The following is a 23,143-nucleotide window of genomic DNA, read 5'->3' as shown; positions in this document are numbered from 1 at the left end:
CGATGCCCGATATCGATGAGATCCGCGACCGGGACGACGCCGCGGTGAGCGATCGCTCCCTTCCCGATCGTCTCAATACGGCGATCACCGACCACCCGTTGCGGGTCGTCCTCGCCTTTGCCGTCGTTACCGTCCTATTCGTCGGTGGAATCGGCGGCGGCGAGCAACAGGCCGGAACCGACCAGTTCACGGAGGGGATAGAAGAACAGCAGGCCCTCGAGGACATGCAAGACGACTTCGCCCGGGAGGGCCGCGAGGGCGGCGGCTCGACCGCGAGCTTGTTCATCGAGGAACGCAACACCCTCTCGAAGCAGAGCCTCCTCCGGATGCTCGAGTTTCAGGAGCGTGCGGAAAACGATGCGGGGCTCAGGGTCGAGTCGTCGACGAGTCCGGCCTCGCTCGTCGCTCAGCAACTCGATCCGGAGGCGGACACGCCCGAAACGCAGCGACGCGCCATCGAACGCGCCTCTCAGCGGCAGTTAGAAGGGGCTATCGCGGACGCCGACGAGGCCGCCGGGCTGCCGGTGAGTACGGACTTCACCCGTGAGTCGGCACAGGCAGACGTCGCTCAGATCGCGGTCACCTACGATACGCCGCCGAACGCGGACACGGACGACACGGCCGAGCTACAGTCGGAAACGGCCGCGTTAGCCAACGATATCGACGGCTACGAAACGGGCGAGAACGTCGAGGTGTTCGGTAGCGCGATCATCGAAGAGGAGATGCTGCAGTTGCTCGGTGACACCGCGATCGTCGTCTTCCCGGCGGCGCTCGTGTTGATCCTGTTCTTCCTGATCGTCGCCTACCGCGACCCGATCGATCTCGCCCTCGGGCTGGCCGCGCTGATGATGACGATGCTCTGGACGTTCGGGTTCATGGGCTATGCTGGCATTCCGTTCTCGGATATGATGATCACGGTCTTCCCGCTCCTGCTGGCCGTCGGGATCGACTTCGGAATCCACATCATCAACCGCTATCGCGAGGAGCGAGCGACGGGTGCGGCGATCGGCGACGCCATGGGTATCACGACGCGCCAGCTCACGGGTGCGTTCCTGATCGTCACGATGACGACCGTAATCGGCTTCGCCTCGAACCTGACGAGTTCGATAGGTCAGCTCCGTGACTTCGGTATCGTCGCCGGGGTTGGTATCCTGTTTACCTTCCTCATCTTCGGCGTCTTCCTCCCGGCCGGGAAGGTCGGACTGGATCGGCTCCGCGACGGGACTCGATTCCCGAAGTTCGGCACGAGCCCGATGGGGAACGAAGACTCCGTCCTCGGTCGGATCCTTCCGGTTGGGGTAACGCTCGCGCGGATCGCGCCCGCGATCATCCTCGTGAGCGCGCTCGTCTTCGGCGCGGCAGCAGCCGGCTACGGCACGGGCGTCGATTCGGAGTTCTCGCAGGAGGCGTTCTTCCCGGACGAGGATCGGCTCGCCCAGTACGAACAGTTTCCCGAACCGCTCGCACCCAGTCAGTACACGTTCATGACTGTACTCGACTACCTCGAGGAAGACTTCGATCAGGGGCTCGTGGGGTCGGTAACCGTCTATGTTGACGATCCGGACGTGAGATCGGCCGCCGGACTCCGCGACATCGACCGGGCGCTTACCAATCCGCCCGAGACGTTCAAGGAAACCGACCGGCGCGCGGAGGCGGACAGCGTCGTCGGCACGATCGAGCAGCGCAAGTCGACCGACCCCGAGTTCGCGGCAACGGTCAAGCAAACCGACTCGGACCACGATGGGCTTCCAAACCGGGATATCGACCGGGTCTACGACGAACTGCTCGAAGAAGAGTCCGCCCAGCAGTACGTCACGAGCGACCGTAGTTCGACCCGCATCGTGTATCAGGTCGACTCCGACGCTGACCAGACGGACGCGACCCACGCCGCCCAGGCGGTCGCAGACGAGATGGAGATGGACGCGACGGCGACGGGCGAATTGGTAGTCAATCAGGCTGTCATCGACCGCATCGGCGACTCGGCGATCAAGAGTCTGGTCGTCGCGTTCCTCCTCACTGCGGTCTTCCTGATGCTGTCGTACTGGTGGCTCGAGGGGCGGATGGTCTACGGCGTGATCAACCTCGTTCCGGTCCTCGTGACCGTCGCGATGCTGGCGGGCTCGATGCGCCTGTTTGGAATCGCGCTGTCGCCGATCAACACCCCGATCCTGTCGATCTCGATCGGGCTCGGCGTCGACTACACGGTCCACTTCATGCACCGGTTCGTCGACGAATACGAGGCGGGAGCCGACGTCCACGAGGCCCTGCAGGTGACTGTCCGCGGCACCGGCGGTGCCCTGACCGGCAGTATGCTCACTACCGTCTGCGGACTCGGCGTGTTGTACCTCGCGTTGATCCCCATGATCATGGAGTTCGGACTCCTGCTCGCGCTGGGGATCTTCTACGCCTATCTCACGTCGATCTTCCTGCTCCCGTCGACGATCGTCGTCTGGGACCGCCTCGAGCGGCGGTTCGGCCCGCTCGGAGAGATTCAGTGGCGGGAGTCGGTTCGTTCCTTGACAGGGAAGAACTAGGCGACTCGAGTCCCAACGGCGGATCGGTTCTCGCGCTGCTCTACTTTGTTCAAGTAGGTGATCTCCACCAGAGAGACAGATGGAACGATTTGACCTTAGAATAGACCACTGATAAATCCGACACCCATGATGATGAGGACGGTTGCGGAGAACGCCGGGAGGTATGGCGTATACTGCTCGACTTTCTCCTCGGAGTGCTGATAGCCCGCAATCAACAGCATCGTCAGACCGACGATACCCACGATAACGGTGATGGCGTATGCACTCATCAGTTCGAGGCAGTAGTTCGACCCGGCACAGAGCGCGATGATCTCGAACTCCTCCTCGTGGGCGAACCCGAGAACGAAAGCGAACCACGCGATACCGAGGAGGCCCCGGTCGGCGGCCTCGTCGTGGTTATCGTGGGAGTGAGAGTGCCCACCGACGAGTGGAACGATCCCCTTCAGCCGAGAAATCAGTCCACTGGTATCGTGCTCGTGGCCGTGACCATGTGAATGGCCTTGCTCCTGCGAGCGACTGTGGTGCCCGTCCGAGTTGTGTTCGTGGTCATGCGAGTGTCCGTGGTCGGAGTTGTGGTGATCGGAGTCGTGGTTAGCATCGTGGCTACCGTGAGAATGTCCGTGGGAGTACTCACGAATGCCGAGCGCGATGAGTAAGCCACCAGCCACGAGACTAACTGGGCCACCGATTTGAATGTTACCGAGAATCGTAATCGGCTCGTTGACTTGTGTGATATTGAAGTACTCCTTCGCGTAGAAGAACACTCCGACCATCGCAATACTGCTGACGAGATGGCCAACGCCGAGGATGAAACTCGCCGCGAACCCGTATGCCCACTTGTTCGTTTGGTCGAGCGCATAGGATGCGGCAACGGGCCAGCCATGACCCGGTTCGATGCCGTGAACGGCACCGAGTGCGACCGCCCCGAGGAGAAGCCCGAGCGCGTCATCGTGTAACATCTACGGAGAACTCCGCCGAGGACGCGAATAACGGTTGTTAATACCGAATCGGACGAATCGTCATACGCGGGCCCTCTTGTAGAAGAAGGACGAATCAGTAGCCGTGCGAACGAGTTTCAACATCCCAGACGAGGTAGTCGAGGAGTTCGATCGGGTGTGGACGGAACAGGGAATCGAAAATCGGTCGCGGGCCGTCCGAGAGGCGATGCTGGAGTATATCGAATCCCATACTCGCCTCGAAGAGACAACTGGCGAGGTCGTTGCCCTCGTCGCTTTCGATTATCGACACCACGAAGTGATACAGGAACTCCACGCCGTCCAGCACGGGTATCAGGACGTGATTCTCAATACGAGTCATACTCACCAAGGCGAGTGGTGTCTCGAGTCACTATTCTGCCGAGGCTCTGCCGAGCGGGTCCATGAACTGACGTACCGTCTCCGTGATTTCGATGGTGTGCGCCGCGTGAAGGTGATGGTCATCCGTGATAGTGGGTTGTAAACCCACGAACCAGCTACACAGCAATTGAATGTTACTCCCAATATCGTCCGGTAGAAGTGGTAGTAACCCGGTTAGTGCTATCTCTTGTTCCTTTGCTCGACCTTGTTCAGGTAGATGAAATCCATGGTACGAGTCACAGAAAATATCCGTCGTGGGTAATAGTGGGTAACATTTATTCAGCAGTAGGTCCAAGTCGGTAACATGACGAAAGTGGATGCTCGGGACCTACGAACTAACGAGACCGATGACCGAGGTCGAATCTATCTCGGAACGGAGTACGCGAACAAGCGTGTGACCGTCGCCGTCGTTGAGGTAGAATCTGACCATCCCAACGAAGACGAACTGGCCGCCGCCTACCGCGAAGCTTCTGGGAGTGCAGAAGAACTTGCAGAAGAGTGGGACGACGCGTCGGACGAGGCGTGGGACGGGCTGGATAAATGAGCGAGGACTCGGAAATTCGTCGCGGCGACGTTGTTATCGTTCGGCTTGATCCTGCGGAAGGGCACGAGATGAAGAAAACTCGTCCTGCGGTAGTCGTCCAGAACGACGTTGGGAATAAAAATGCTAGTACGACTATCGTTGCACCTGCGACGGGGACATATCGGGGGTATCCGTTCGAGATTCTCATTGAAGCAGTGGACTCGCCGTTCGAGAAAGATTCCTCGATTCGCCTCGATCAAATTCGTGTCGTCTCCATCGAAAAACGGATTCACTCGGTGCTTGGAAGTCTCGATAGAGAGTCGATGGAGGCAGTGGACGAAGCGTTGAAACTGAGCCTCGGACTGAACTGACGTATCTGCAGCGATCAGTATAGGTGAAGCACGTATCGTTCAGTATAGGGTGTGGGTGTATCAGGAAGGTGATCGTGCCCTTAGCTGGGTTCGGGTGCCAAGAGGCGATGATACAACAGTTCAGTAATGGGCATCGCCCAGATGAACGCGACTGTAAACTGAAGGAATGTCCCGATATGTTGGTGGGGCAAAATCAACCACACAGCGATGGTGGCCCCACAGATACAAACAAGGGTTACAATTGATGCCGTCACGCTGTTGGCATCTTGATGGTTGATATCGGCCAGTCCAATGGCGGCCACAATTCCGAGAAATAGACCTACTGTAATAGCCGCTAGCGTTGCCTCAAGCGAAACAATCCGTCGGGCAGGCTCAATCAACAGCAATGTCGGGGTTAGAGCGAGCGAAAACAGAAACGACCGAAGAATCCGTGCCCACTCGTCAGCACCCAGTAACGGGTGCTTCTCAGTGGAGGTCTGATTCATAAGAAAGATCACAGACTGTGCGCACATATGTTTTCCTACCCACAGAACGCATCGCTACATTAACACGTGTAGTGTCCACTCGCTCCGGTGATCGGTCCACTGCTCAAACTATTCGATACAAACCAACTGAACAGCAACCGGAAGAGTTCTAATCGCTTGTCGGGCGTTAAACGCGCTCAGAAACTCGCTTAGTGCTATCTACTATCCCTTTGCTCTACTTTGTTCAGTTCGATCAACAGCCGGAAGATCGCCTTGACCAGATTCGCGTCGACGTCGAACTGTTCGGCGTTGTCGCCCGCCCGGTCCATGACCTGCTGTTCCTGTTTCTCGTCGGTCGTCGGCAGCCCCTGTTCGTCCTTGACCGCCGCGATCGTGTCCGCGACGTACGTTCGCTGGGCGATCAGTTCGACGATCTCCTGATCGATCGTCCGGATCTCCTCGCGCAGTTCGTCGAGGTCCATCTCCTCAGGCGTGCGTTCCTCCTCGTCGATTCCACCGTCCGTCGCTGTGTCCGTTGGCTCTCGAGTCATGTCGTTTGGGTACCGTCCGTTCGCGTCTGCAGTAATCGTGTCGTTCCGTCGCGTTCGTCCCACCGTCGCTCGACTGCCTCGAGCGATTCCCGCTCCCCGACGGCCACGTAGCTCGGTCCGGTTCCGGACAGCGAGACGCCGGCGACGTCGGGCAGGGCCTCGATCATCGGCCCGGTCGGGAACTCGAGTGCGGCCGAGAAGGCGAAGCCGTTGACGGTCATCGCCTCGCCGTAGCGGCCGTCGAGCGCGAGTTCCTCGACGAGTCGGGCCATCGGGGCGACGCGCTTGCAGGCCGACACGTCCGCGTCGGCGCTGTAGGACTGTTCGGGCGGGGTGTAGACTAACGCCGTCCAGTCGATCTCCTCGCGGGCGAGCAACGCGTCGGTCGCGTTGTCGGTCACCGTCACGCCGCCGAGCATGCTCGCGCTGGCGTCGTCGAACGCGCCGGTGGCGGTTACGCCGGCGTCGCGAGCGGCCCGGACGCCGAGTCGGCAGGCCTCGATCCGCTCGACCGAGTCGGCGACCTCGAGGGCGGAAAGCGTCGCGAGCACCGTCGCGTTGGCCGCGGCGCTCGAACTCTTCAGGCCGGCGGCCATCGGAATCTCGCTTTCGGTGCGGACGCGAGCGCCCACGTCCGTCTCGTCCAGTCCGGCCGCGTCGGCGTACTCCGAGACCGTCAGTTCGACGCAGCGCTCGATGAGCGTCGCGTCGGCGTCGGGCCGGCCGGCGATGTCACCGACGATATCGCTGTCACTCGTGAGTTCGACGGTTGCCGTCGTCTCGAGGTCGATCGCGAAGGCCGACCCGGTGCCGGTCGCGAGCGCGTTGAGTATCGTCCCGGCTGCGGGGGCGACAGCACGGCCATCCATACCACAAGCGACTCAGACCGCGTATTTACGGCTGACGGTCTCGGCGAATCGGGTCGCCGGGCGTTACGGTCCGCGGGCGACGGCAAACGACTCGATCAGATAACAGACGAACCGGCGACTGGAACACACCGCTTTTCCCCGATCCGACCGAACGAACGCACATGAGCGCGCGCAACAACGTCGCCCCCAGTACGATCGGCGTCGACTTCGTCGACGGTGGCGTGGTCGTCGAGTACCACGACGGCCGGGAGGTATTCTACCACGGACCGCCCGAACCCGTCGATGGTTCCCTCTCGACCCCGCCGGGCAAGGAAGTCCACGTCCTCGTCACCGATCCCGACGGCGTCGAGGGCGTCATGACCTACGTAAACGACCGGAACACCCACGACGACATCCTCGAGACGACCGGCGTCGGTCGCGTGATGCTCGATCGCGACGACGAGGAGGAACTGTTCCCGGGCGTGACCGTCGCCACGGAGGCCTATTCGATCCGCGTCGAGGCCGACCTCTCGCTCGTCGACGGCCGCGTCTTCGTCTTCGCGGAGGACGAGATGAGCGAGCACGCCTACGAACTCGTCGAGAGCGCCGACTGATGCCGTTACAGAAACCCTGGCGCGACCTCAATCGGGAGACGGTCGCCGCCGCGCCGGACCGGCCCGGCGTCTACGAACTCGGCGACGGATCAGGGACGGTGCTCGCGGTCGACCACGGCGTCCTCCGGGACGAACTCAAGACCGCGCTGGCCTACGGCGACGGCGACCGCGTCCGCTGGACGGAGACACATACGCTCGAGCAGGCCAGCGAACTCGCCGACGAGCACCGCGAGCGACTCGAGTGACCGGCTCGCGGGGTGGGGTCGGGGTCGGTCGGCTCACTGAATGTACGTCGGATCGGAGCCGTCACACCGCTGTTCGTGTTCGGACGCCTCCGACTGCTCGTCGAAGAGTAGTCCGCAGGTCTCACACTCGTACCAGGTAGTGTCGTCGCGTTCTGTCTGGACTACCATGCTAGACGATGGTACACGGACGACAAAAGGCGTTTCTCCGGTCGCTGCAGCCGAGGTCGACCCTCGAGTTGGAGCCGTCTGTGATCGAGTCCGACGGCGCGTCGCGAACCGCCGTCGTCAGGCGTCGAGTTCGGTCAGTTCCTCGACGTCCGGAATCGCCTCGCTCGCGCTGGTGATCTGTTGCATCCGCTGTTCGTGTTTCGTGTACGCGTAGTCGGCCAGATCGGACGGGCTCGGGCCGGGCCCCGCCTCGGTGCTGGCCCCGTCGTCGCCGGCCAGGCTCTCCTGGACGAGCGGCACCAGTTCGTCGATCGTCTCGCGGAGCAGGTCGGGGTCGACCTCGCCCTCGCTGACGAGCGACTTGAGTTTCGCCATCCCGAAGCCGACGTGGCGTCCCTCGTCGCTGCGGACCAGTTTGAGCCCCTCGACCAGTCCCGGCAGATCGGGCAGTTCGGGTTCGTTCTCACCGTAGGCGAGGGTGAGCCCGTAGTAGCCGGTCTGGGCCAGGATCCCTTCGATCGTCAGGTGGTAGTGACAGTAGGCCCTCGCGCGGTTCTCCGGCGTGTCCTCCTCGAGGAGTCGCGCCATCGCCCGCTCGTTGCGCTCGAACAGTTCGTCGTAGGGCTCGTTGAACCACGCCTCGTCGGTCGGCGAGGTGAGGTCCTGCCCGCGACGTTGTTCTTCCGGACGGACCACCTCGCGCCAGTAGCGGTCGAAGAAGTCGGTGTGTTTGGACTCCTCGTAGAGCTGCGTCGTGATGAACATCTGATCGCCGATGTCCTCGAGGACGACAGCCAGCGGCGAGAGGTCCTCCGTCACCGACTCCTCGCCCGCGCCGAACAGCGCGAGCGACTGCTTGAGTCCCCGAAAGGCCGGCTCGGGGAGGTCGGTGACCCCCTCGCGGTCCGCCTCGAGGTCGACCTCGTGTGGATCCCAGTGTTTCTCGACCGCGTTGCGGTAGTAGTTGTACGATCGAACCGTCGTCTCGAGTTGCATCGGTGGCTGGTCGTCGGGGTCCATGCTTAGCCGAACATATGCGCCGGTTCCCGATCAACCTGTATCTAATCCATAAGGGTGTTTAAGTCCCGTCGCACGAAAGGGAACGTATGGGCCTCATCGCGGAGTTCCAGCTCAACTCTCCGGATCTACCGTTGACGGACGCGGTGTCGGCCGTTCCCGACATCACACTCTACATCGAACGGATCCTCGTCGTCGATCCCGACCGCCCGGTCGTTCTCTGCCGGACCGCAGAGCGTGCCGACGGCTTCACCGCGGCGCTCGCGGACGATCCGACGGTCGAGACCTATCGGCGGATAGACGAGCGAGCCGAGGGCACGATGTATCGGATCAGGCTCCGGGACCCGCCGCTGCCGATCTATCGGAAGTACGTCGAACTCGGAACGACGCCGCTGGGCGGGGTCGTGACCGTCGACGGTTGGTGGGCGCGGGCGCGGTTCCCGGACAGGGAGGCGCTCGCGGAGTACCGCGCGTTCTGTACGGACCGGGGCGGAACGTTCAAACTCGAGCGACTCACCCGGGAATCGTCGTCGGACGACCCGCCGTTCGGACTCACCCGCGAGCAGTACGATGCGCTGGTCGCGGCCCGCGAAGCGGGTTATTTCGAGGTTCCGCGGGCAGCGTCGACCGAAGACATCGGCGACCGGTTGGGGATTTCGGCACCCTCGGCCTCCGAACGGCTGCGACGCGGCATCGATCGGCTCCTCGAGAACGCGCTGTAATCGACTCGAGTCCGGTCTCGATCGTCGGCAAACGCTCCCGACGAGTGCCGACCGCCGGCGATGGGACAATTCTCAAGGCGACCGACGCGAAAGGAACGGGTATGAGTTCGTCGGAATCGGACGGCGTGACGCTGTCGGTTCGGGCTGCGGAGAAGGGAGACGCCGGCCGGGGCGTCGCGCGGATCCCCGAACCGGCGCGGCGACAGCTCGGTATTCTCAGCGGCGATACCGTCGTGATCGAGGGCGACGAGACGACCGTCGCCAAGATGTGGCCCGCAGACCAGTCGGTCCCCGAGAACGCGGTACAGATAGACGGAGACACGCGGGCCAATGCCGGCGTCCACGTCGGCGATACGGTCTCCGTCAGAGCGAAAGACAAGTCGACCATTACCGACGCCGACCGGGTCACGCTGGTCGCGCCGCCGGGGCTCCCCGATCGCCAGCGGCGAGCCGCCGAGAGCGAAGCGACGGAGAAACTGCGCAACCGGCCGGTTCGCGCCGGCGAACAGGTCCGGATCGAGGGGATCGATCAACAGCCGTTCAGGGTGACCGACACGGACCCGGACGGCGACGTTCGAATCACGGACGCGACGACGATCCGCATCGTCGACGCCGAAGTCGGACCGGGCGACACCGCGACCTCGAGTGGCTCCGGAGCCGGCGGCCGCAGCCATCGATCGAGCGAATCGACGGGTACGCCGACCGCGACCGACTCCGGCTCCGAGGTCGCGGCCGACGAGCCCGAACCCAGTCCGAGCTCCGGAGTCACCTACGAGGACATCGGCGGGTTAGACGAGGAACTCGAGCAGGTCCGCGAGATGATCGAACTCCCGCTGTCGGAGCCGGAACTGTTCCGGCGACTCGGCGTCGAACCGCCGTCGGGCGTCCTCCTGTACGGCCCGCCGGGCACGGGCAAGACCTTGATCGCCCGCGCGGTCGCCAACGAGGTCGATGCCCGCTTCGAGACGATCTCGGGACCGGAGATCATGTCGAAGTACAAGGGGGAGAGCGAGGAGCGGCTCCGCGACGTGTTCGAGACGGCCGAAGCGAACGCGCCGACGATCATCTTCTTCGACGAGATCGACTCGATCGCCGGCACCCGCGACGACGAGGGTGACGCCGAAAACCGGATCGTCGGCCAACTGCTGACCCTGATGGACGGTCTCGACGCCCGCGGCGAGGTCATCGTCATCGGCGCGACCAACCGCGTCGACGCGATCGATCCCGCGCTCCGCCGGGGCGGCCGGTTCGACCGCGAGATCCAGATCGGCGTCCCCGACGAGGAGGGTCGCCGAGAGATCCTCGAGGTACACACTCGCGGGATGCCACTGGCCGACGACGTGGACATCGACGCAATTGCGCGGCGAACCCACGGCTTCGTCGGGGCGGATCTCGACGCCGTCGCGAGCGAGGCCGCGATGGCCGCGATTCGCGACCGGCCGACCGATACCGATGAGCAGCGAACGTGGAACCGGAATCCGATGGTTCGGAAAACCCACTTCGATACCGCGCTCGCGGCCGTCGAACCCTCGGCCATGCGCGAGTACGTCGCCGAGTCCCCGACCACCGATTTCTCCGATGTCGGGGGCTTGGAGACGGCTAAACAGACGCTCCGCGAGTCGGTCGAGTGGCCGCTGACCTACGACCGGCTCTTCGAGGAGACGAACACCGATCCGCCGTCCGGCGTCCTCCTGTACGGCCCGCCCGGAACCGGAAAAACGTTACTCGCACGCGCACTCGCGGGCGAAACCGACGTTAACTTCGTCCGCGTCGACGGTCCCGAGATCGTCGACCGCTACGTCGGTGAGAGCGAGAAGGCGATCCGCGAGGTGTTCGAGCGCGCCCGCCAGTCGGCCCCGTCGATCGTCTTCTTCGACGAGATCGACGCCATCGCGGCCGCTCGAGGCGACGGCCACGAGGTCACCGAACGCGTCGTCTCGCAGCTTCTGACTGAACTCGACGGGATGCGGGAGAACCCCAACCTCGTCGTGCTGGCCGCGACCAACCGCAAGGACCAGATCGATCCCGCGCTGCTCCGGCCCGGTCGGCTCGATACCCACGTCTTCGTCGGCGAGCCCGATCTCGAGGCCCGCGAGAAGATCCTCGAGGTCCACGCACAGGGGAAACCGCTCGACGACGATGTCGACATCGCCGAACTCGCGGGCGAACTCGAGGGCTACACCGGGGCCGACCTCGAGGCCCTGATCAGGAACGCCTCGATGCGGGCGATCCGCGAGGTCGCGAGCGAGTACGGTCCCGAAGCGGCCAACGAGAAGGCGTCGACGGTTCGCATCGAGCGCCATCACATCGAGGCCGCTCGAGACGAGACGGATGACGTGAATCGGGCCTGACACAGCCGATTCGGCACTCGTCCGGATCTATTACGCTGCCGACCCCGGCTCGTTCGCCGACAGCGGCTCCAGTTCTGCGGGGGTGCCCATGACAAAGAGCCGGTCGCCGTCCTGCACGGTCTCGTTTTCGTTCGGAAACGGGATCGCGTTGCCGTCGCGTACCGCGAGGAGGACGGTCCCCGAGAGCCAGCCGACGAACTCGTTGTCGATCGGGTCATCTTCTGCGACCGTCACCGAGCGCACCGTCTCGTCGGCGGCGCGGAGCACGGACACGAATCCGTAGCCGTCGTCCGGCGACACCGACCGCGTCGCCAGGCGATACCTCGAGTCGGCTCCGAATCCGCCTCCGAACTCGTCGACAGCGTCGGCATCGACGGTTATCGTCGCGACGGCACCGGTCGCGGCCCGCAGCGTCCCAGTTGCGACGAGCCGACTCGAGTCGCCGTCGTCCCCGGCCGCCCAGACCTCGATCGGATCGCCGGCGCTGGCGGTCGGCGACGGAGTGGCGCGGATCGCGGTGGCGGCAGTGCCGTCCGGAAGCGTCGACCCGAGTCCGGTTCGCTGTCGACCGACCGCAAGGCGCTCGATCCCGCCGTCGTCTCCGACCGTGATCGAGACGTGGTCGATGTCGTAATCCCGCTCGAGGCGGCTCGAGAGCCGCGACTTGAGGGTCGACGCGTCGCGGTACTGGGGAACCAGCACCGTCCGCCCGGCGAGGTCGCGTTTGGTCGCCGCGTCGGCGGCCGGATAGCCGTCGACATCGCCGATCCGTTCGGGTAACTCGATCGGCGTCGGTCGCCGCGCCGATCGGACGAGTGACGCGCCCTCGCCAGCGGCCGCCAGTCGATCGATATCGAAGACGTCGCAGGCGAACCGGTCGCCGATCCGACGCCCGCCCTCGGCGGTTCCCGCACTGACGGCGATCGCACCGAGGAAGTACGCGGCGGTCGCGTGATGGACGAGCGGCGTCTGGTCGATAACCGTCGCGTGCCCGAGACCGACTGCGTTGAGCCAACCCGCGACGACGGCGAGGCCGGCGAAGACGCCGGCGCCGACCGGGGCGACTCGAGCGCTGGTGGCGCGGTAGCCGAACGCGACTATCGTCGCCGTGATGCCGGCGAGCAGGGCGAACCCGAGAACGTTGACCAGCGCCGTTTCGGTCCACTCGGTCACGACCGCCTGCAAAACGACGACTCCCGTCACGGTCGCACCTCCGTCTCCACAGTCGTGTTCGGACCCGACTTCGAGTCGCGAGCCGCGTCGAGCGCTCGTTTCACCGTCGTTCGCTCGCCGGCGACGAACACGTCGTCCCCGTCCTCGAGGTCCTCTTCCTCGGGGTCAACGGCCCACGTCTCGCGGTCGGCTATCGTCTCGGCACTCGTCGCTGCCGTTTCCTCGGTATCGATTTCGATCTCGGTGCGACGGGTCGCCGCGAGGATATGGAGTTCGTCGTCGGTCACGTCATCGACTGACTCGAGGGCCGTCTCGATCGCTCCGAACGAGGCGCGACGGATCGAGTAGTCGGCCCGCTCGAGTCGAGAGATCGCCTCGCGGTCGGCGTCCGTACCGCCGGCGGGGACGACGATTCGAGCGCGCTCGGCGGCGAGCAACGCGTCGGCGCCGGCGGACGGAACGGCGACGGTGACGCGCCCGTCGCCGCCGGCCGTTTCGGCGGTCGGTCGCCCCCTCGCGTCGAGCCGCGTGCCGCGCTCGACTCCCGGTTCGGTCTCGGTCCGGCCGCCGGGTCCCGTCGGACCCCTCCGATCACTGCTCAGAACCGTCCCCCGAACTGCCTCGTCCGGAACGTGAACCGCGACATCGTCGCCGGGTGCCAGTCCCGTCGGCAGGAGCGCGTCGATCGAGACGGCGCGCCACCCGTCGGGGACGGCCGTCGAATCGCCGCCCGAGGGCGGTGCCGCGGCGACGGTCGCCCGACCGCGGCCGTCGATCGACACCGAGACCGCGGCCAGTGCGTACTCGGTTCGGAGCCGCGTCTCGAGTCGGGTCTCGATCGCCGAGAGCGGGAGGTCAGCGGGGAGCCGCCACGAGTCCGCCTCGAGCGTCGCCCGCAAGTCGGGCGAGAGCGACGGGTAGCCGTCCAGACTGCGAACCGCCCCCGTCGTGCGGATCGTCACCTGTCCCGTCGCGTCGATCGAATCGATAGCTTCGGCGGAGAGGGCTCGCCGCCGGAGGACCGGCCGTTCGATTCCGATCGGTAGCTCCGTCGCGGCGCGTTCGCCCTGACTGACGGCGTACACTGCGAGCAGACAGACCGCGGCGGCCCCGATCGCCAGCCGCGCCGATGATCGTGCGCTGGTCTCGAGCACACCCGCGACGGCGGCGTTGAGTCCGGTCAGCGACAGCGCGATCGCGACGGTGCCGGGCCACGGAAGCGTCGATCCGCGATGGTGAAACGCGGCCCCGAGGAGTCCGACGATGATCGCGGGGCCGATGCCGAAGACCAGCCCGAACGCCAGTCCGGTGATGAGTTCGGTCGTCGTCCCGATCATGGTCGCTCGAGCCCGCGGCGGCGGTGCGTTCGGCGTCGACCCGGCGTTCGGTGTCGGCGCGGTGCGGTACGCCGGACCGCGATCGCGGCTGAATAGCGTGGCGTCACGGTCTCAGCGGGAGACGACGCGGATGTCCGGGTTCGGTTGTTCGTCGATGTAGTTGCTGTCCGAGGGCGGGATGACCTCCAACTGGATCGCTCCCATGTCCTGGTCCGCGCGGAGGCTCTGGCTGCCGTCGAAATCCAGTGCCGCGTGATTATCGTCACCGGTGGATTCGTCGAGCACGCCGTCGAGCTGTGCGGAATCGGCGGTGGCAACGATCGTCGCGTCCGAGACGTTGTTGCCGTTTTCGTCGATCGCGTACGCGTTCACTTCCGCGCTCGATCCGGTGGCGTCGGCCTCGATCACCTGATCGTCGTCGGCGATTTTCACGGTTACCTCCGTGTCACCGACGCTGCCGATCCCGCCGAGCATGTTCAGCATGATCGCCAGCGCCGCGACGCCGACGACCAGTGCGATCACCAGCCGAATCGGCAACCCCTCGATCGCGCGGTCATCTCGAGCGAACGACCGCGAGCCGTCCCTCCTGTCCGTCGAATCCGAGTCGGTCCGTTTCGAAGTCACGCCCCGCTTGGCCCCGCCTTCCGTCTTAAACGTTGGATCGCGGGTTCAAATACGAAGCCGCGGGAAGTCGGCCCGTGAGTTTCGTACTCGGTCGCGACGCCGCCCCCGCCGACGGACCGATCTGTCGCCTCGGCGCCTACCGCGCGCTCGACGGGAGCGACGGCGCGGCCATCCACCTCGATCTGGACTCCCCCCACGCGGTGTTGCTCGTCGGCAAGCGCGGCTACGGGAAATCCTACACGATGGGCGTCATCGCAGAAGGGCTCGCGCGATCGCGCGGCGTCGCACCCGTGATCGTCGATCCGATGGGTGCGTTCGACACGCTGTCACAGCCTGCTACCGGCGACGCGGTCCCCGCACGCGTGATCGACGACCCGGCCGTCGCGCCCGACTCGCTCGATCCCCGATCGTGGTGTACGCTGCTCGGGCTCTCGCCGGAGAGCGGCGCTGGCGGACTGCTCTGGCAGGCCGCACAGGCCGAATCGACCATCGACGGCATGCGGACACACCTCGAGTCGGCCGACGCCTCGAGCGCCGCGACGCGCGCCGCGGAAAACCACCTCCGCCTCGCCGAGTCGTGGGGCGTCTTCGATGCCGACGGACTCGCGGCCGCCGATCTCGCGACTGCGGAAGTAACAGTCGTCGACGTCTCGGGACTTGCGGACGCGCCGATGAACGCCGTCTGTCGCGGGATCGCGGAGACGCTGTACCGCGCCCGGATCCGCCGGTCGATCGATCGGTTGCCGTGGCTCCTGCTCGACGAGGCCCACACCTTCTTCGACGGCGTCGCCGAACCCGCCCTCGAGACGATCCTCACGCGCGGCCGCGCGCCCGGTGTCAGTCTCGTCGCCGCGACACAGCGCCCGAGCGCCGTCCCCGAGGTCGGCATCTCCCAGTCGGACATCCTCGTCTCGCACCGGCTGACCGCTCGAGCGGATCTGGCGGCCCTCGAGAGCGCCCAGCCGACGTACATGAACGGCTCGCTGGCCGATGCGGACCGTTTGCCCGAGTCTCCGGGTGATGTCGTCGTGATCGACGACGCGACGGAGACGGTTCACGCGGCACGGATTCGGGCCCGCGACACGCCACACGGAGGCGACAGTCCGAGCGCGAGCGACAGCGCGTCCGGTGGCGGATGACACGGACGAACGATTACTCGGCAGCGAAAACGGGAAACTGAAAACGGAAAACCGAAATCGAACCGGCGATAGACGATCGCGTATCCCTGCGACTACTGGAAGCCGATACGACTGCCGCGGCGACCCGACGGGTCCGGACCGCCGCTCGTACCGCCCTGGAACTCCTCTTCGATCTGCTCGTAGTAGTCGAGGATGTCGTCGGTGATGGTCGGCCGGACGTTCTCCATGGCCTGCCGGAAGTGACGCATCTCGACGATGTCGGCCTCCTCGTCCTCGCGCAGCGCCTCGATGGCCGCCTCGCGCGCGATCGACTCGAGGTCGCTGCCGACGTAGCCGTCCGTGATCTCGGCGATTTCCCGTAGCGTGACGTCCGCGGCCAGCGGCGTGTCCTGCGTGTGGATATCGAGGATGCGCTCGCGGCCGTCGACGTCGGGTTCGCCGATCATGACCAGCCGGTCGAACCGGCCCGAGCGCAGCAGTGCGGGGTCGATCATGTCCGGCCGGTTGGTTGCGCCGATGACCATCACGTTGCCCATCTCCTCGAGGCCGTCGAGTTCGGTCAGGAGCTGGTTGACGACCCGCTCGGAGACGTTCGAGCCGGTTTCACCGCCCCGGCCCGGCGCGAGCGCGTCGAGCTCGTCGAAGAAGATGACCGTCGGCGAGACCTGCCGGGCCTTGCGGAAGGTCTGGCGAATGGCCTTCTCCGACTCCCCGACCCACTTCGAGAGCAGCTGCGGGCCGCGCACGGAGATGAAGTTCGCGTTGGTCTCGTTGGCGACGGCCTTCGCCATCAGCGTCTTCCCGGTCCCCGGCGGGCCGTACAGCAACACGCCGGCCGGCGGATCGACGCCCAGCCGCTCGAACCGCTCTGGGTTCGAGAGCGGCCACTCGACGGACTCCTGAACCTGGTCTTTGGCATCCTGTAGGCCGCCGACGTCGTCCCACGAAATCTTCGGGAGTTCGACGAGGACCTCGCGCATCGCCGAGGGCTCGACTTCGTTCAACGCGCCGCTGAAGTCCTCGCGCTTGACGATCATCCGATCGATCAGACTCGGCGGGATGTCCTCCTCGTCGAGATCAATCTCGGGGAGGTAGCGTCGCAACGCCTTCATCGCGGCCTCCTTGGTCAGGCTCTCGATGTCGGCACCGACGAAGCCGTGGGTCTCGTCGGCGAGGTGTCCGAGGCTGACATCGTCGGAAAGCGGCATGCCGCGGGTGTGGATCTGCAGGATCTCCTCGCGGCCGGTCTCGTCCGGCACGCCGATCTCGATCTCGCGGTCGAAGCGGCCGGGGCGGCGCAGTGCGGGGTCGACCGAATCGACGCGGTTCGTCGCGGCGATGACGATGACCTGTCCCCGGGACTCGAGGCCGTCCATCATCGTCAGCAGTTGGGCGACGACGCGGCGTTCGACCTCGCCGGTGACGTCTTCGCGTTTGGGCGCGATGGAGTCGAGTTCGTCGATGAAGATGATCGACGGCGACTCCTCGGTGGCGTCCTCGAAGATCTCCCTGAGTTGCTGTTCGGACTCGCCGTAGTACTTCGAGATGATCTCCGGGCCAGCGATAGAGAAGAAACTGGCGGAGGTCTCGTTGGCGACGGCCTTGGCGAGCAGGGTTTTCCCGGTGCCCGGCGGGCCGTGCAGGAGCACGCCCTGTGGCGGCTCGATGCCGAGCTTCTTGAAGATCTGCGGATGCTTCATCGGGAGTTCGACCATCTCCCGGACCCGCTGGATCTCGTTTTGCAGGCCACCGATATCCTCGTATGTGATCCCGCCTCCGGTCTTCTCGAAGCCCGAGATGGGTTCCTCGCGGAGTTCGACATCGGTGTCTTCCGTGATGAGGACGACCCCTTCGGGTTCGGTTTCGACGGCGATCAGCGGAATCGCCTGCCCCGGCGACCGCATGAACGGATGGTTCGTCGAGGACATCACGGGAACGATGTCGCGGCCGACGACCGGGCGCTTGAGGATCTGGCGTTTCACCATGCCGGCGGCGTCGGAGCCGAACTGGACCGACGCCTCCTCCGGCGGTGCGAGCGTGAGCTTGTCCGCTTTCGTCGCTTCGGCCTTGCGGATCGTGACCCGCTCGCCGATACCGACATCCGCGTTCTGGCGGGTGAAGCCGTCGATGCGGACGGTGTCGGTGTTCCAGTCCTGCCGGTCTGCACGCCAGACCTTCGCAGCAGTCGTATCTGCACCCTCGATCTCGATGATGTCGCCCGGACTCAGCTTCAAATGCAACAGCGTGTCCGGGTCGAGTCGGGCGATACCACGACCCGAGTCGTTCGGGTATGCCTTCGCAACCTCCAGTTGGACTTCGTTCATGATTTAGGGATGGACGGCGATGTCAATGACTCCGATACGTGCGCGGATAGGTTTTTTGCTAGGGTGAGTCATTTCCTGTGCTAGTAGCTATCACACATGGGTAGGACCGGACGCTACAAAGATGTACCGGCATCGGTTGGTTTTGGCCCTATCGACACCGCGTCCGTGGGGACTAGGACAGGTGGCTTTTTGCGTCTTCCGCTCCGGAACGGAGGTATGCGAGTCCTCGCCTTCGACGGCCGAATGGGTGCGAGCGGTGACATGATCCTCGCTGCCCTCCTCGACGCCGGTGCCGACCCCGACGCCTTAGAGTCCGTCACCGACGCCCTCGAGGTGGAGTATCGAATCGACGCGGCCGACAAGAGCGGTATCGCCGCGACGGCGGTCGACGTGGTCCTGACGGACGCGGACGTCGACGGCGGGAACGATGGCGACGGTTCAGACACCGAGCACGCACGCGAGGAATCCGAGGGTGGCCACGACCACAGTCACGACGAGAACGGCCACAGTCACGACCACGATGGAGACCACGACCACAACCACGATACTCACCAGCACGGCGACGAGGTCCCCGCTGAAGGCCACGGGCCCCACCGCAGCTACCTCGAGGTCTGCGACATCGTCACGGAGATGGACCTCGAGCCGGCGGTCGAACGCGACGCGCTCGCCGTCTTCGAACTGCTCGGCGAGGCCGAAGCCAGCGTTCACGGCGAGGATCTCGAGGAGATCCACTTCCACGAGGTCGGGGCCGACGACGCGATCGCGGACGTGGTCGGTGCCGTCGCGTTGCTCCACGACATCGGGCCCGACCGCGTCGTCACCACGCCGCTGTCGACCGGCGGCGGAACGGTGACGATGAGCCACGGCGAGTACCCCGTGCCGACGCCGGCGGTCGTCGAGATCGCACAGCGGGCCGACTGGTCGCTGTGCGGCGGCCCGGTCGATGCGGAACTCCTGACTCCCACCGGTGCGGCGATTCTGGGTCACATCGCCGACGGCGTCGACTCGCTGCCCGCACTGGACCTCGAGGCTGCGGGCAACGGCGCGGGCGGCTACGACCTCGATCCCCACCCGAACGTGCTCCGCGTCTTGGTGGGAAGCGCCGAGAGCGGCGGGGAACTGGTCGAGGACGATATCGCGGTCCTCGAGACGAACCTCGACGACGCGACCCCCGAAGTGCTGGGTGGACTTCACGACACGCTCGCGGACGCAGGCGCGCGAGACGTTTCGATCCTCCCCGCGACGATGAAAAAGTCCCGCCCGGGCCACCTCGTGAAGGTTATCTGCAAGCCGGCGGACCGAGAGCGGGTCGCTCGAGCGCTGGCCGAGGAGACCGGGACGCTCGGGGTCCGTGACGCCGGTGTTACGCATCGCTGGATCGCGAATCGTGAATTTGAGACCGCGACACTCGAGATCGACGGCGAGGGGTACGAGGTCACCGTGAAGATCGCCAGCGACGCCGACGGCGAGGTCTACGACGTGAGCGCGGAGTACGACGATGCAAAAGCGGTCGCTCGAGAGACGGAATTAGCGACTCGAGATGTACTTCGCGAGGCTGAGCGAGTCGTGAACTCCTCGCTCACTGGATAATGGACTCAGTGTGCCAGCCATGATACTGCCAGAAATCGAACTCGAGACAGTTCGTCGTTGAGTACGGGACGTGATCGCGAAAAAAGTAGAACGGAATTACTGAAGCAGATTAATTAACCCAGGGTGACGTTGAGGCCCGCTTCGAGCTCCCCAAGGATGCTATCGAGGGTGTCACTGATGTCGGTCAGATCGTCATCGTCGGTCACGTTGCCGTTGTCGCCATCAGTGGCGTTCCCGTCAGCACCGTCGTCGCCGGCGCCGACGTTGACATCGGTGTCGCCGGTGTTGACGTCCTCAACGTCAGCATCGATCTCGTTATCGTTCGAGGCGGTCGTCTCCACGTCCTCGACGCTGTTGGAGTTCGCCTGTGAGACGTCCTGGCTCTGCACGGCGGACGTCTCAGCGGTGCTCTTGTCCGAGCTGCTGTAGGAGGACGCGGCCTGCGTCTGCGAGTTACTGTTGCTCTGCTCGTTGGTTATCGTCGTGTCCGCGTCGGCGTCTTGATCGACGTCGAAGTCCGGATCGTAATCGAACCCGTCGTCAGTTTCGTTTGCCTGTGCCGCCGCTGTTCCAGCAGCCCCCATAAAGGCGAGGCCGCCGATCACTGCTACCGTCAGTGCGAGCGTGAGTGCGCGTTTCATATTGGTTTCGGTCACCGTGTTGCAGTCGGGCACCACGCGTGTCAACCACAACGAGAGGACCCCTCGAGGAGGGAACCTCCTCGTCTGACAGCCGATCGCTCGGCACGAGACTGGCTGTCTCCTCCCGGTCTCCCGCTGTGGCGCGTTGCCCAGTCGCTACTCATACCAGTATCCCATTTGAACCCGGCAAACGGTTTCGAGGCGAATCGCGGCATTAGAGGGCCTGATCGGACCGCTTATCGACTCAGGCGGATCGTTCACTGACTGTCGGCGGAAACTGTCGTCGTTTCGACGACCCTATTGAGTCGATGGCCTGCGGTTTCAGGGGCCCACCGTTCGGCCCACCGTCCCCGAAATGTCTGCTGTGAAACGGTTGCTGATCGGCTATGAGCCGCTAATACTTGACTTCGATTCCCGAAACGGTAATCGATCCGCGACCGTCCGGACTGGTTTAGTTATCTGTCGGTACGATCGGAACGGATCAGATATAAGATGGTTTCGGTCGCGGCCCATAGTTCCGGGACACCCCGCCGAAGTCACTGATTTCTCTCGGTAAGCAGTCGCCTTCGGTTCCATAGGCCGGTTCATACGGTTCCCAACCTGTCGATAACAAAGGTACTCTTGCGGATAGGATGGTTTGCGTCGCAGAGACTCAGAAACGAAAGACCATCACGATACAGATCAAACGCTCAATGAATTCCAACACAACGAGACGCTCACGAACTACGACACTCCTTATGGCCTGTATGGTTGCCCTGTCGATGATCGCAGCCGGCGTGCCGGCAGCCACCGCAGGCGGGGAAGGGGAACTGGACGCAGGAACGATACACGCGCTCGAGGACGGGGAGGAACTGTATCTCGTCTTCGGTGCCGACCTCGACGGGCAGTCGCTCGAGGAGTACGTCGACGAACACGCCGACGACTCGAGCGGTACCTCCGCCGAGATCATCCAGCACCAAGACGTCGATCAGGTCAACATCAACGAGCAGGGAACTGCGGTGTCGATCGCGATCGACGGCGGTGACGCGACCGCCATTCAGGAATCGAACCAGGAGAACGACAACGTCCAGAGCGGTGAGGTGACCGCCGAGAGCCGCGACGTGCGCAGCGCGGAAACGCAGTTCGAGAACGTCGGCGATGTCAACATCATCGTCGGCGACGGCGGCGACCAGCAGTTCGACGGTTGGGCTGTCAAAGACAAGAAGGGCGACAAGACGGTCACGCAGGAAGCCGTCGCTGGCGTGAGCCAGGCCCAGTCGGTCGGACAGGTCAACTACAACAACCAGAGCACCGCGTTTGCGCTCGCAGTGAACGAGAGCGATGCGACCGCCCTCCAGCAGTCCTACCAGCGAAACGAGAACCTCCAGGAGGGGATGGCAAACGCATCCAACGTCTACCTCGGTGACGGCAAGTTCGGTCACAAGAAGGACAAGACGGGCGATCACGGTGCCGGCTCGAGCGCGGGCCAGAGCGCCGACGCGCTGCTCGAGCAGTCACAGGATGTCACGCAGACGAACGTCAACGAACAGGACGGTGCGGTCGCCATCGCAATTGGCGAGGGCAGCACCGCCACGGCGATCCAGTTCACCGACCAGAGCAACCTCAACGAGCAGATCGGTAGCGCCTCCGCCTCGAACCTGATGGCGTCGGCCGCCGGGATGGACGTCGCGACCGCGGGTAACGTCAGCGGCGATGTCCTCTCGTCCGAGACCGAGGTTCACGAGCCCGACAAGAAGGACAAGAAGCAAGACGACATCGACGGCGAGCAGACCGCGACCGCCGGCGTGGCACAGGGCCAAGAGGTCGAACAGCAGAACATCAACCTGCAGAACACCGCCATGGCCATCGCACAGAACGACAGCGAGTCCACCGCGATCCAGCTGGCCTACCAGCAGAACTACAACGCCCAGGTCGCGTACGCCGACGCGATCAACGTCTACGCGAGTCCGGGCTACGTCTCCGACGACGTCACGCGGACTTCGAGTACCACCGTCACGGTCGACGGGAACGCGGGCACGGCTACCCCCGGCACGTCGTACGACTATGCCGGCAACGCCACGCAGACGAACGACGCGGAACAGACCGCAAGCGCAGCGATCGAACAGAGTCAGATCATCACCCAGGAGAACCTGAACGAGCAGCACACCTCCGTCGCAGTCGCCGAAGACGGTGGCAGTGCCGGCAGCTCGCAGATCAGTCTGCAGGAGAACGAGAACGTCCAGCTCACGTCCGTCTCCGCGACGAACACTTGGGTCGAAGCGTAATATTCGCTACGTCCGCCACACGGTCGATTTCCGACCGGCGTGACCGGTAGCGTCGTTCCTTTTGTTTCTTCGTTCGCGATTTCAGAACGCGGTTTTCCCGGCGCTTCGATACCCGATCGCTCGCCGACCGGTGTCGTGATCGGGGACGGGTTCGGATACTGTCCTCTCAATCCGGTCGAAACGAGACGCGCTCGAGAGCGACGCGAATCGATTTCGAACCGCGATACTGCACCGATTCTCCCCTTTCTGAGAGGAGGTAATTTCGACTAGATGTACGCCAAGAAACTT

Annotated in this window: 22 protein-coding genes; 11 read left to right on the top strand and 11 right to left on the bottom strand. The window is 64.3% G+C overall.

Going from position 1 to position 23,143, the window contains the following annotated elements:
- Window positions 1-2 precede the first annotated feature (2 nt).
- On the top strand, window positions 3-2,534 hold the full coding sequence (locus FEJ81_RS06275) for an efflux RND transporter permease subunit (protein ID WP_138244478.1): 2,532 nt from the start codon (window positions 3-5) through the stop codon (window positions 2,532-2,534).
- 95 nt (window positions 2,535-2,629) lie between these two features.
- On the opposite strand, the gene FEJ81_RS06270 is transcribed toward FEJ81_RS06275, so the two are convergent.
- On the bottom strand, window positions 2,630-3,493 hold the full coding sequence (locus tag FEJ81_RS06270; protein WP_138244477.1) for a sulfite exporter TauE/SafE family protein: 864 nt from the start codon (window positions 3,491-3,493) through the stop codon (window positions 2,630-2,632).
- Between the two features lie 103 nt (window positions 3,494-3,596).
- Here FEJ81_RS06270 and FEJ81_RS06265 point away from each other — a divergent pair, with 103 nt between their 5' ends.
- From FEJ81_RS06265 to FEJ81_RS06255, 3 genes are all read left to right on the top strand, one after another.
- Window positions 3,597-3,992, top strand: a complete 396-nt coding sequence (locus tag FEJ81_RS06265) for a CopG family ribbon-helix-helix protein (RefSeq protein WP_138244476.1) — start codon at window positions 3,597-3,599, stop codon at window positions 3,990-3,992.
- A 201-nt stretch (window positions 3,993-4,193) separates the two neighbouring features.
- A complete protein-coding gene (locus FEJ81_RS06260; protein WP_138244475.1) occupies window positions 4,194-4,433 on the top strand; it encodes a hypothetical protein in 240 nt (79 codons plus the stop codon).
- The gene (locus FEJ81_RS06255) at window positions 4,430-4,783 is read left to right on the top strand and encodes a type II toxin-antitoxin system PemK/MazF family toxin (RefSeq protein ID WP_138244474.1); all 354 of its coding nucleotides are present in this window, start codon (window positions 4,430-4,432) and stop codon (window positions 4,781-4,783) included. Before FEJ81_RS06260 ends, FEJ81_RS06255 begins: the two co-directional genes overlap by 4 nt.
- 80 nt (window positions 4,784-4,863) lie before the next feature.
- On the opposite strand, the gene FEJ81_RS06250 is transcribed toward FEJ81_RS06255, so the two are convergent.
- From FEJ81_RS06250 to FEJ81_RS06240, 3 genes are all read right to left on the bottom strand, one after another.
- Entirely contained in the window at window positions 4,864-5,268 is a 405-nt protein-coding gene (locus FEJ81_RS06250) for a hypothetical protein (protein ID WP_138244473.1), read from the bottom strand.
- Between the two features lie 194 nt (window positions 5,269-5,462).
- Window positions 5,463-5,798: a chorismate mutase gene (locus FEJ81_RS06245; RefSeq protein ID WP_138244472.1), complete on the bottom strand. Its 336-nt coding sequence runs from the start codon at window positions 5,796-5,798 to the stop codon at window positions 5,463-5,465.
- Window positions 5,795-6,667, bottom strand: coding sequence for a shikimate kinase (locus FEJ81_RS06240; protein ID WP_138244471.1), 873 nt, complete (start codon window positions 6,665-6,667; stop codon window positions 5,795-5,797). The genes FEJ81_RS06245 and FEJ81_RS06240 overlap by 4 nt, the downstream gene beginning before the upstream one ends.
- Before the next feature lie 161 nt (window positions 6,668-6,828).
- Between FEJ81_RS06240 and FEJ81_RS06235 the strand changes: the two genes are divergently transcribed.
- Window positions 6,829-7,260 (top strand): DUF5796 family protein, encoded by a 432-nt coding sequence (locus FEJ81_RS06235; protein WP_138244470.1) that lies wholly within the window; start codon window positions 6,829-6,831, stop codon window positions 7,258-7,260.
- Window positions 7,260-7,505 carry a DUF7508 domain-containing protein gene (locus FEJ81_RS06230; RefSeq protein WP_138244469.1) on the top strand — a complete coding sequence of 82 codons (246 nt, stop codon included), beginning with the start codon at window positions 7,260-7,262 and terminating at the stop codon, window positions 7,503-7,505. The genes FEJ81_RS06235 and FEJ81_RS06230 overlap by 1 nt, the downstream gene beginning before the upstream one ends.
- A gap of 33 nt (window positions 7,506-7,538) precedes the next feature.
- On the opposite strand, the gene FEJ81_RS24140 is transcribed toward FEJ81_RS06230, so the two are convergent.
- Together FEJ81_RS24140 and FEJ81_RS06225 are read right to left on the bottom strand one after the other, a co-directional pair.
- Complete coding sequence (locus FEJ81_RS24140; RefSeq protein WP_267877933.1) at window positions 7,539-7,673, bottom strand: DUF7128 family protein; 135 nt, start codon at window positions 7,671-7,673, stop codon at window positions 7,539-7,541.
- A 117-nt stretch (window positions 7,674-7,790) separates the two neighbouring features.
- Window positions 7,791-8,693, bottom strand: coding sequence for a ribonucleotide-diphosphate reductase subunit beta (locus FEJ81_RS06225; protein WP_138244468.1), 903 nt, complete (start codon window positions 8,691-8,693; stop codon window positions 7,791-7,793).
- Between the two features lie 86 nt (window positions 8,694-8,779).
- On the opposite strand from FEJ81_RS06225, the gene FEJ81_RS06220 reads away from it, so the two are divergent.
- Window positions 8,780-9,412, top strand: coding sequence for a helix-turn-helix domain-containing protein (locus FEJ81_RS06220; protein WP_138244467.1), 633 nt, complete (start codon window positions 8,780-8,782; stop codon window positions 9,410-9,412).
- Between the two features lie 101 nt (window positions 9,413-9,513).
- Window positions 9,514-11,763 carry an AAA family ATPase gene (locus tag FEJ81_RS06215; RefSeq protein ID WP_138244466.1) on the top strand — a complete coding sequence of 750 codons (2,250 nt, stop codon included), beginning with the start codon at window positions 9,514-9,516 and terminating at the stop codon, window positions 11,761-11,763.
- A 30-nt stretch (window positions 11,764-11,793) separates the two neighbouring features.
- Here the strand turns inward: FEJ81_RS06215 and FEJ81_RS06210 are convergent, their stop codons facing one another.
- The 3 genes from FEJ81_RS06210 to FEJ81_RS06200 all read right to left on the bottom strand — a co-directional run bounded on the left by FEJ81_RS06210 (window position 11,794) and on the right by FEJ81_RS06200 (window position 14,897).
- Window positions 11,794-12,966 carry a TrkA C-terminal domain-containing protein gene (locus tag FEJ81_RS06210; protein ID WP_138244465.1) on the bottom strand — a complete coding sequence of 391 codons (1,173 nt, stop codon included), beginning with the start codon at window positions 12,964-12,966 and terminating at the stop codon, window positions 11,794-11,796.
- Entirely contained in the window at window positions 12,963-14,273 is a 1,311-nt protein-coding gene (locus FEJ81_RS06205) for a hypothetical protein (protein ID WP_138244464.1), read from the bottom strand. The genes FEJ81_RS06210 and FEJ81_RS06205 overlap by 4 nt, the downstream gene beginning before the upstream one ends.
- Window positions 14,274-14,384: 111 nt before the next feature.
- Window positions 14,385-14,897 carry a DUF7382 domain-containing protein gene (locus FEJ81_RS06200; RefSeq protein WP_138244463.1) on the bottom strand — a complete coding sequence of 171 codons (513 nt, stop codon included), beginning with the start codon at window positions 14,895-14,897 and terminating at the stop codon, window positions 14,385-14,387.
- A gap of 74 nt (window positions 14,898-14,971) precedes the next feature.
- On the opposite strand from FEJ81_RS06200, the gene FEJ81_RS06195 reads away from it, so the two are divergent.
- Entirely contained in the window at window positions 14,972-16,036 is a 1,065-nt protein-coding gene (locus FEJ81_RS06195) for an ATP-binding protein (RefSeq protein WP_138244462.1), read from the top strand.
- A 92-nt stretch (window positions 16,037-16,128) separates the two neighbouring features.
- On the opposite strand, the gene FEJ81_RS06190 is transcribed toward FEJ81_RS06195, so the two are convergent.
- A complete protein-coding gene (locus FEJ81_RS06190; protein WP_138244461.1) occupies window positions 16,129-18,360 on the bottom strand; it encodes a CDC48 family AAA ATPase in 2,232 nt (743 codons plus the stop codon).
- Window positions 18,361-18,576: 216 nt separating this feature from the next.
- On the opposite strand from FEJ81_RS06190, the gene larC reads away from it, so the two are divergent.
- Window positions 18,577-19,950, top strand: coding sequence for a nickel pincer cofactor biosynthesis protein LarC (gene larC / locus FEJ81_RS06185; RefSeq protein WP_138244460.1), 1,374 nt, complete (start codon window positions 18,577-18,579; stop codon window positions 19,948-19,950).
- 113 nt (window positions 19,951-20,063) lie between these two features.
- Here larC and FEJ81_RS06180 read toward each other — a convergent pair whose 3' ends face one another.
- A complete protein-coding gene (locus tag FEJ81_RS06180; RefSeq protein WP_138244459.1) occupies window positions 20,064-20,591 on the bottom strand; it encodes a hypothetical protein in 528 nt (175 codons plus the stop codon).
- A 746-nt stretch (window positions 20,592-21,337) separates the two neighbouring features.
- Between FEJ81_RS06180 and FEJ81_RS06175 the strand changes: the two genes are divergently transcribed.
- Window positions 21,338-22,855, top strand: coding sequence for a hypothetical protein (locus FEJ81_RS06175; RefSeq protein WP_175416364.1), 1,518 nt, complete (start codon window positions 21,338-21,340; stop codon window positions 22,853-22,855).
- Window positions 22,856-23,143: the final 288 nt, after the last annotated feature.

The organism is Natrinema versiforme (assembly GCF_005576615.1).
In the GTDB taxonomy this organism is placed as follows: Archaea; Halobacteriota; Halobacteria; order Halobacteriales; family Natrialbaceae; genus Natrinema; species Natrinema versiforme_A.
Note: the sequence above shows the minus strand (reverse complement) of the source record. Positions and strands in the feature narration are given on the sequence as shown.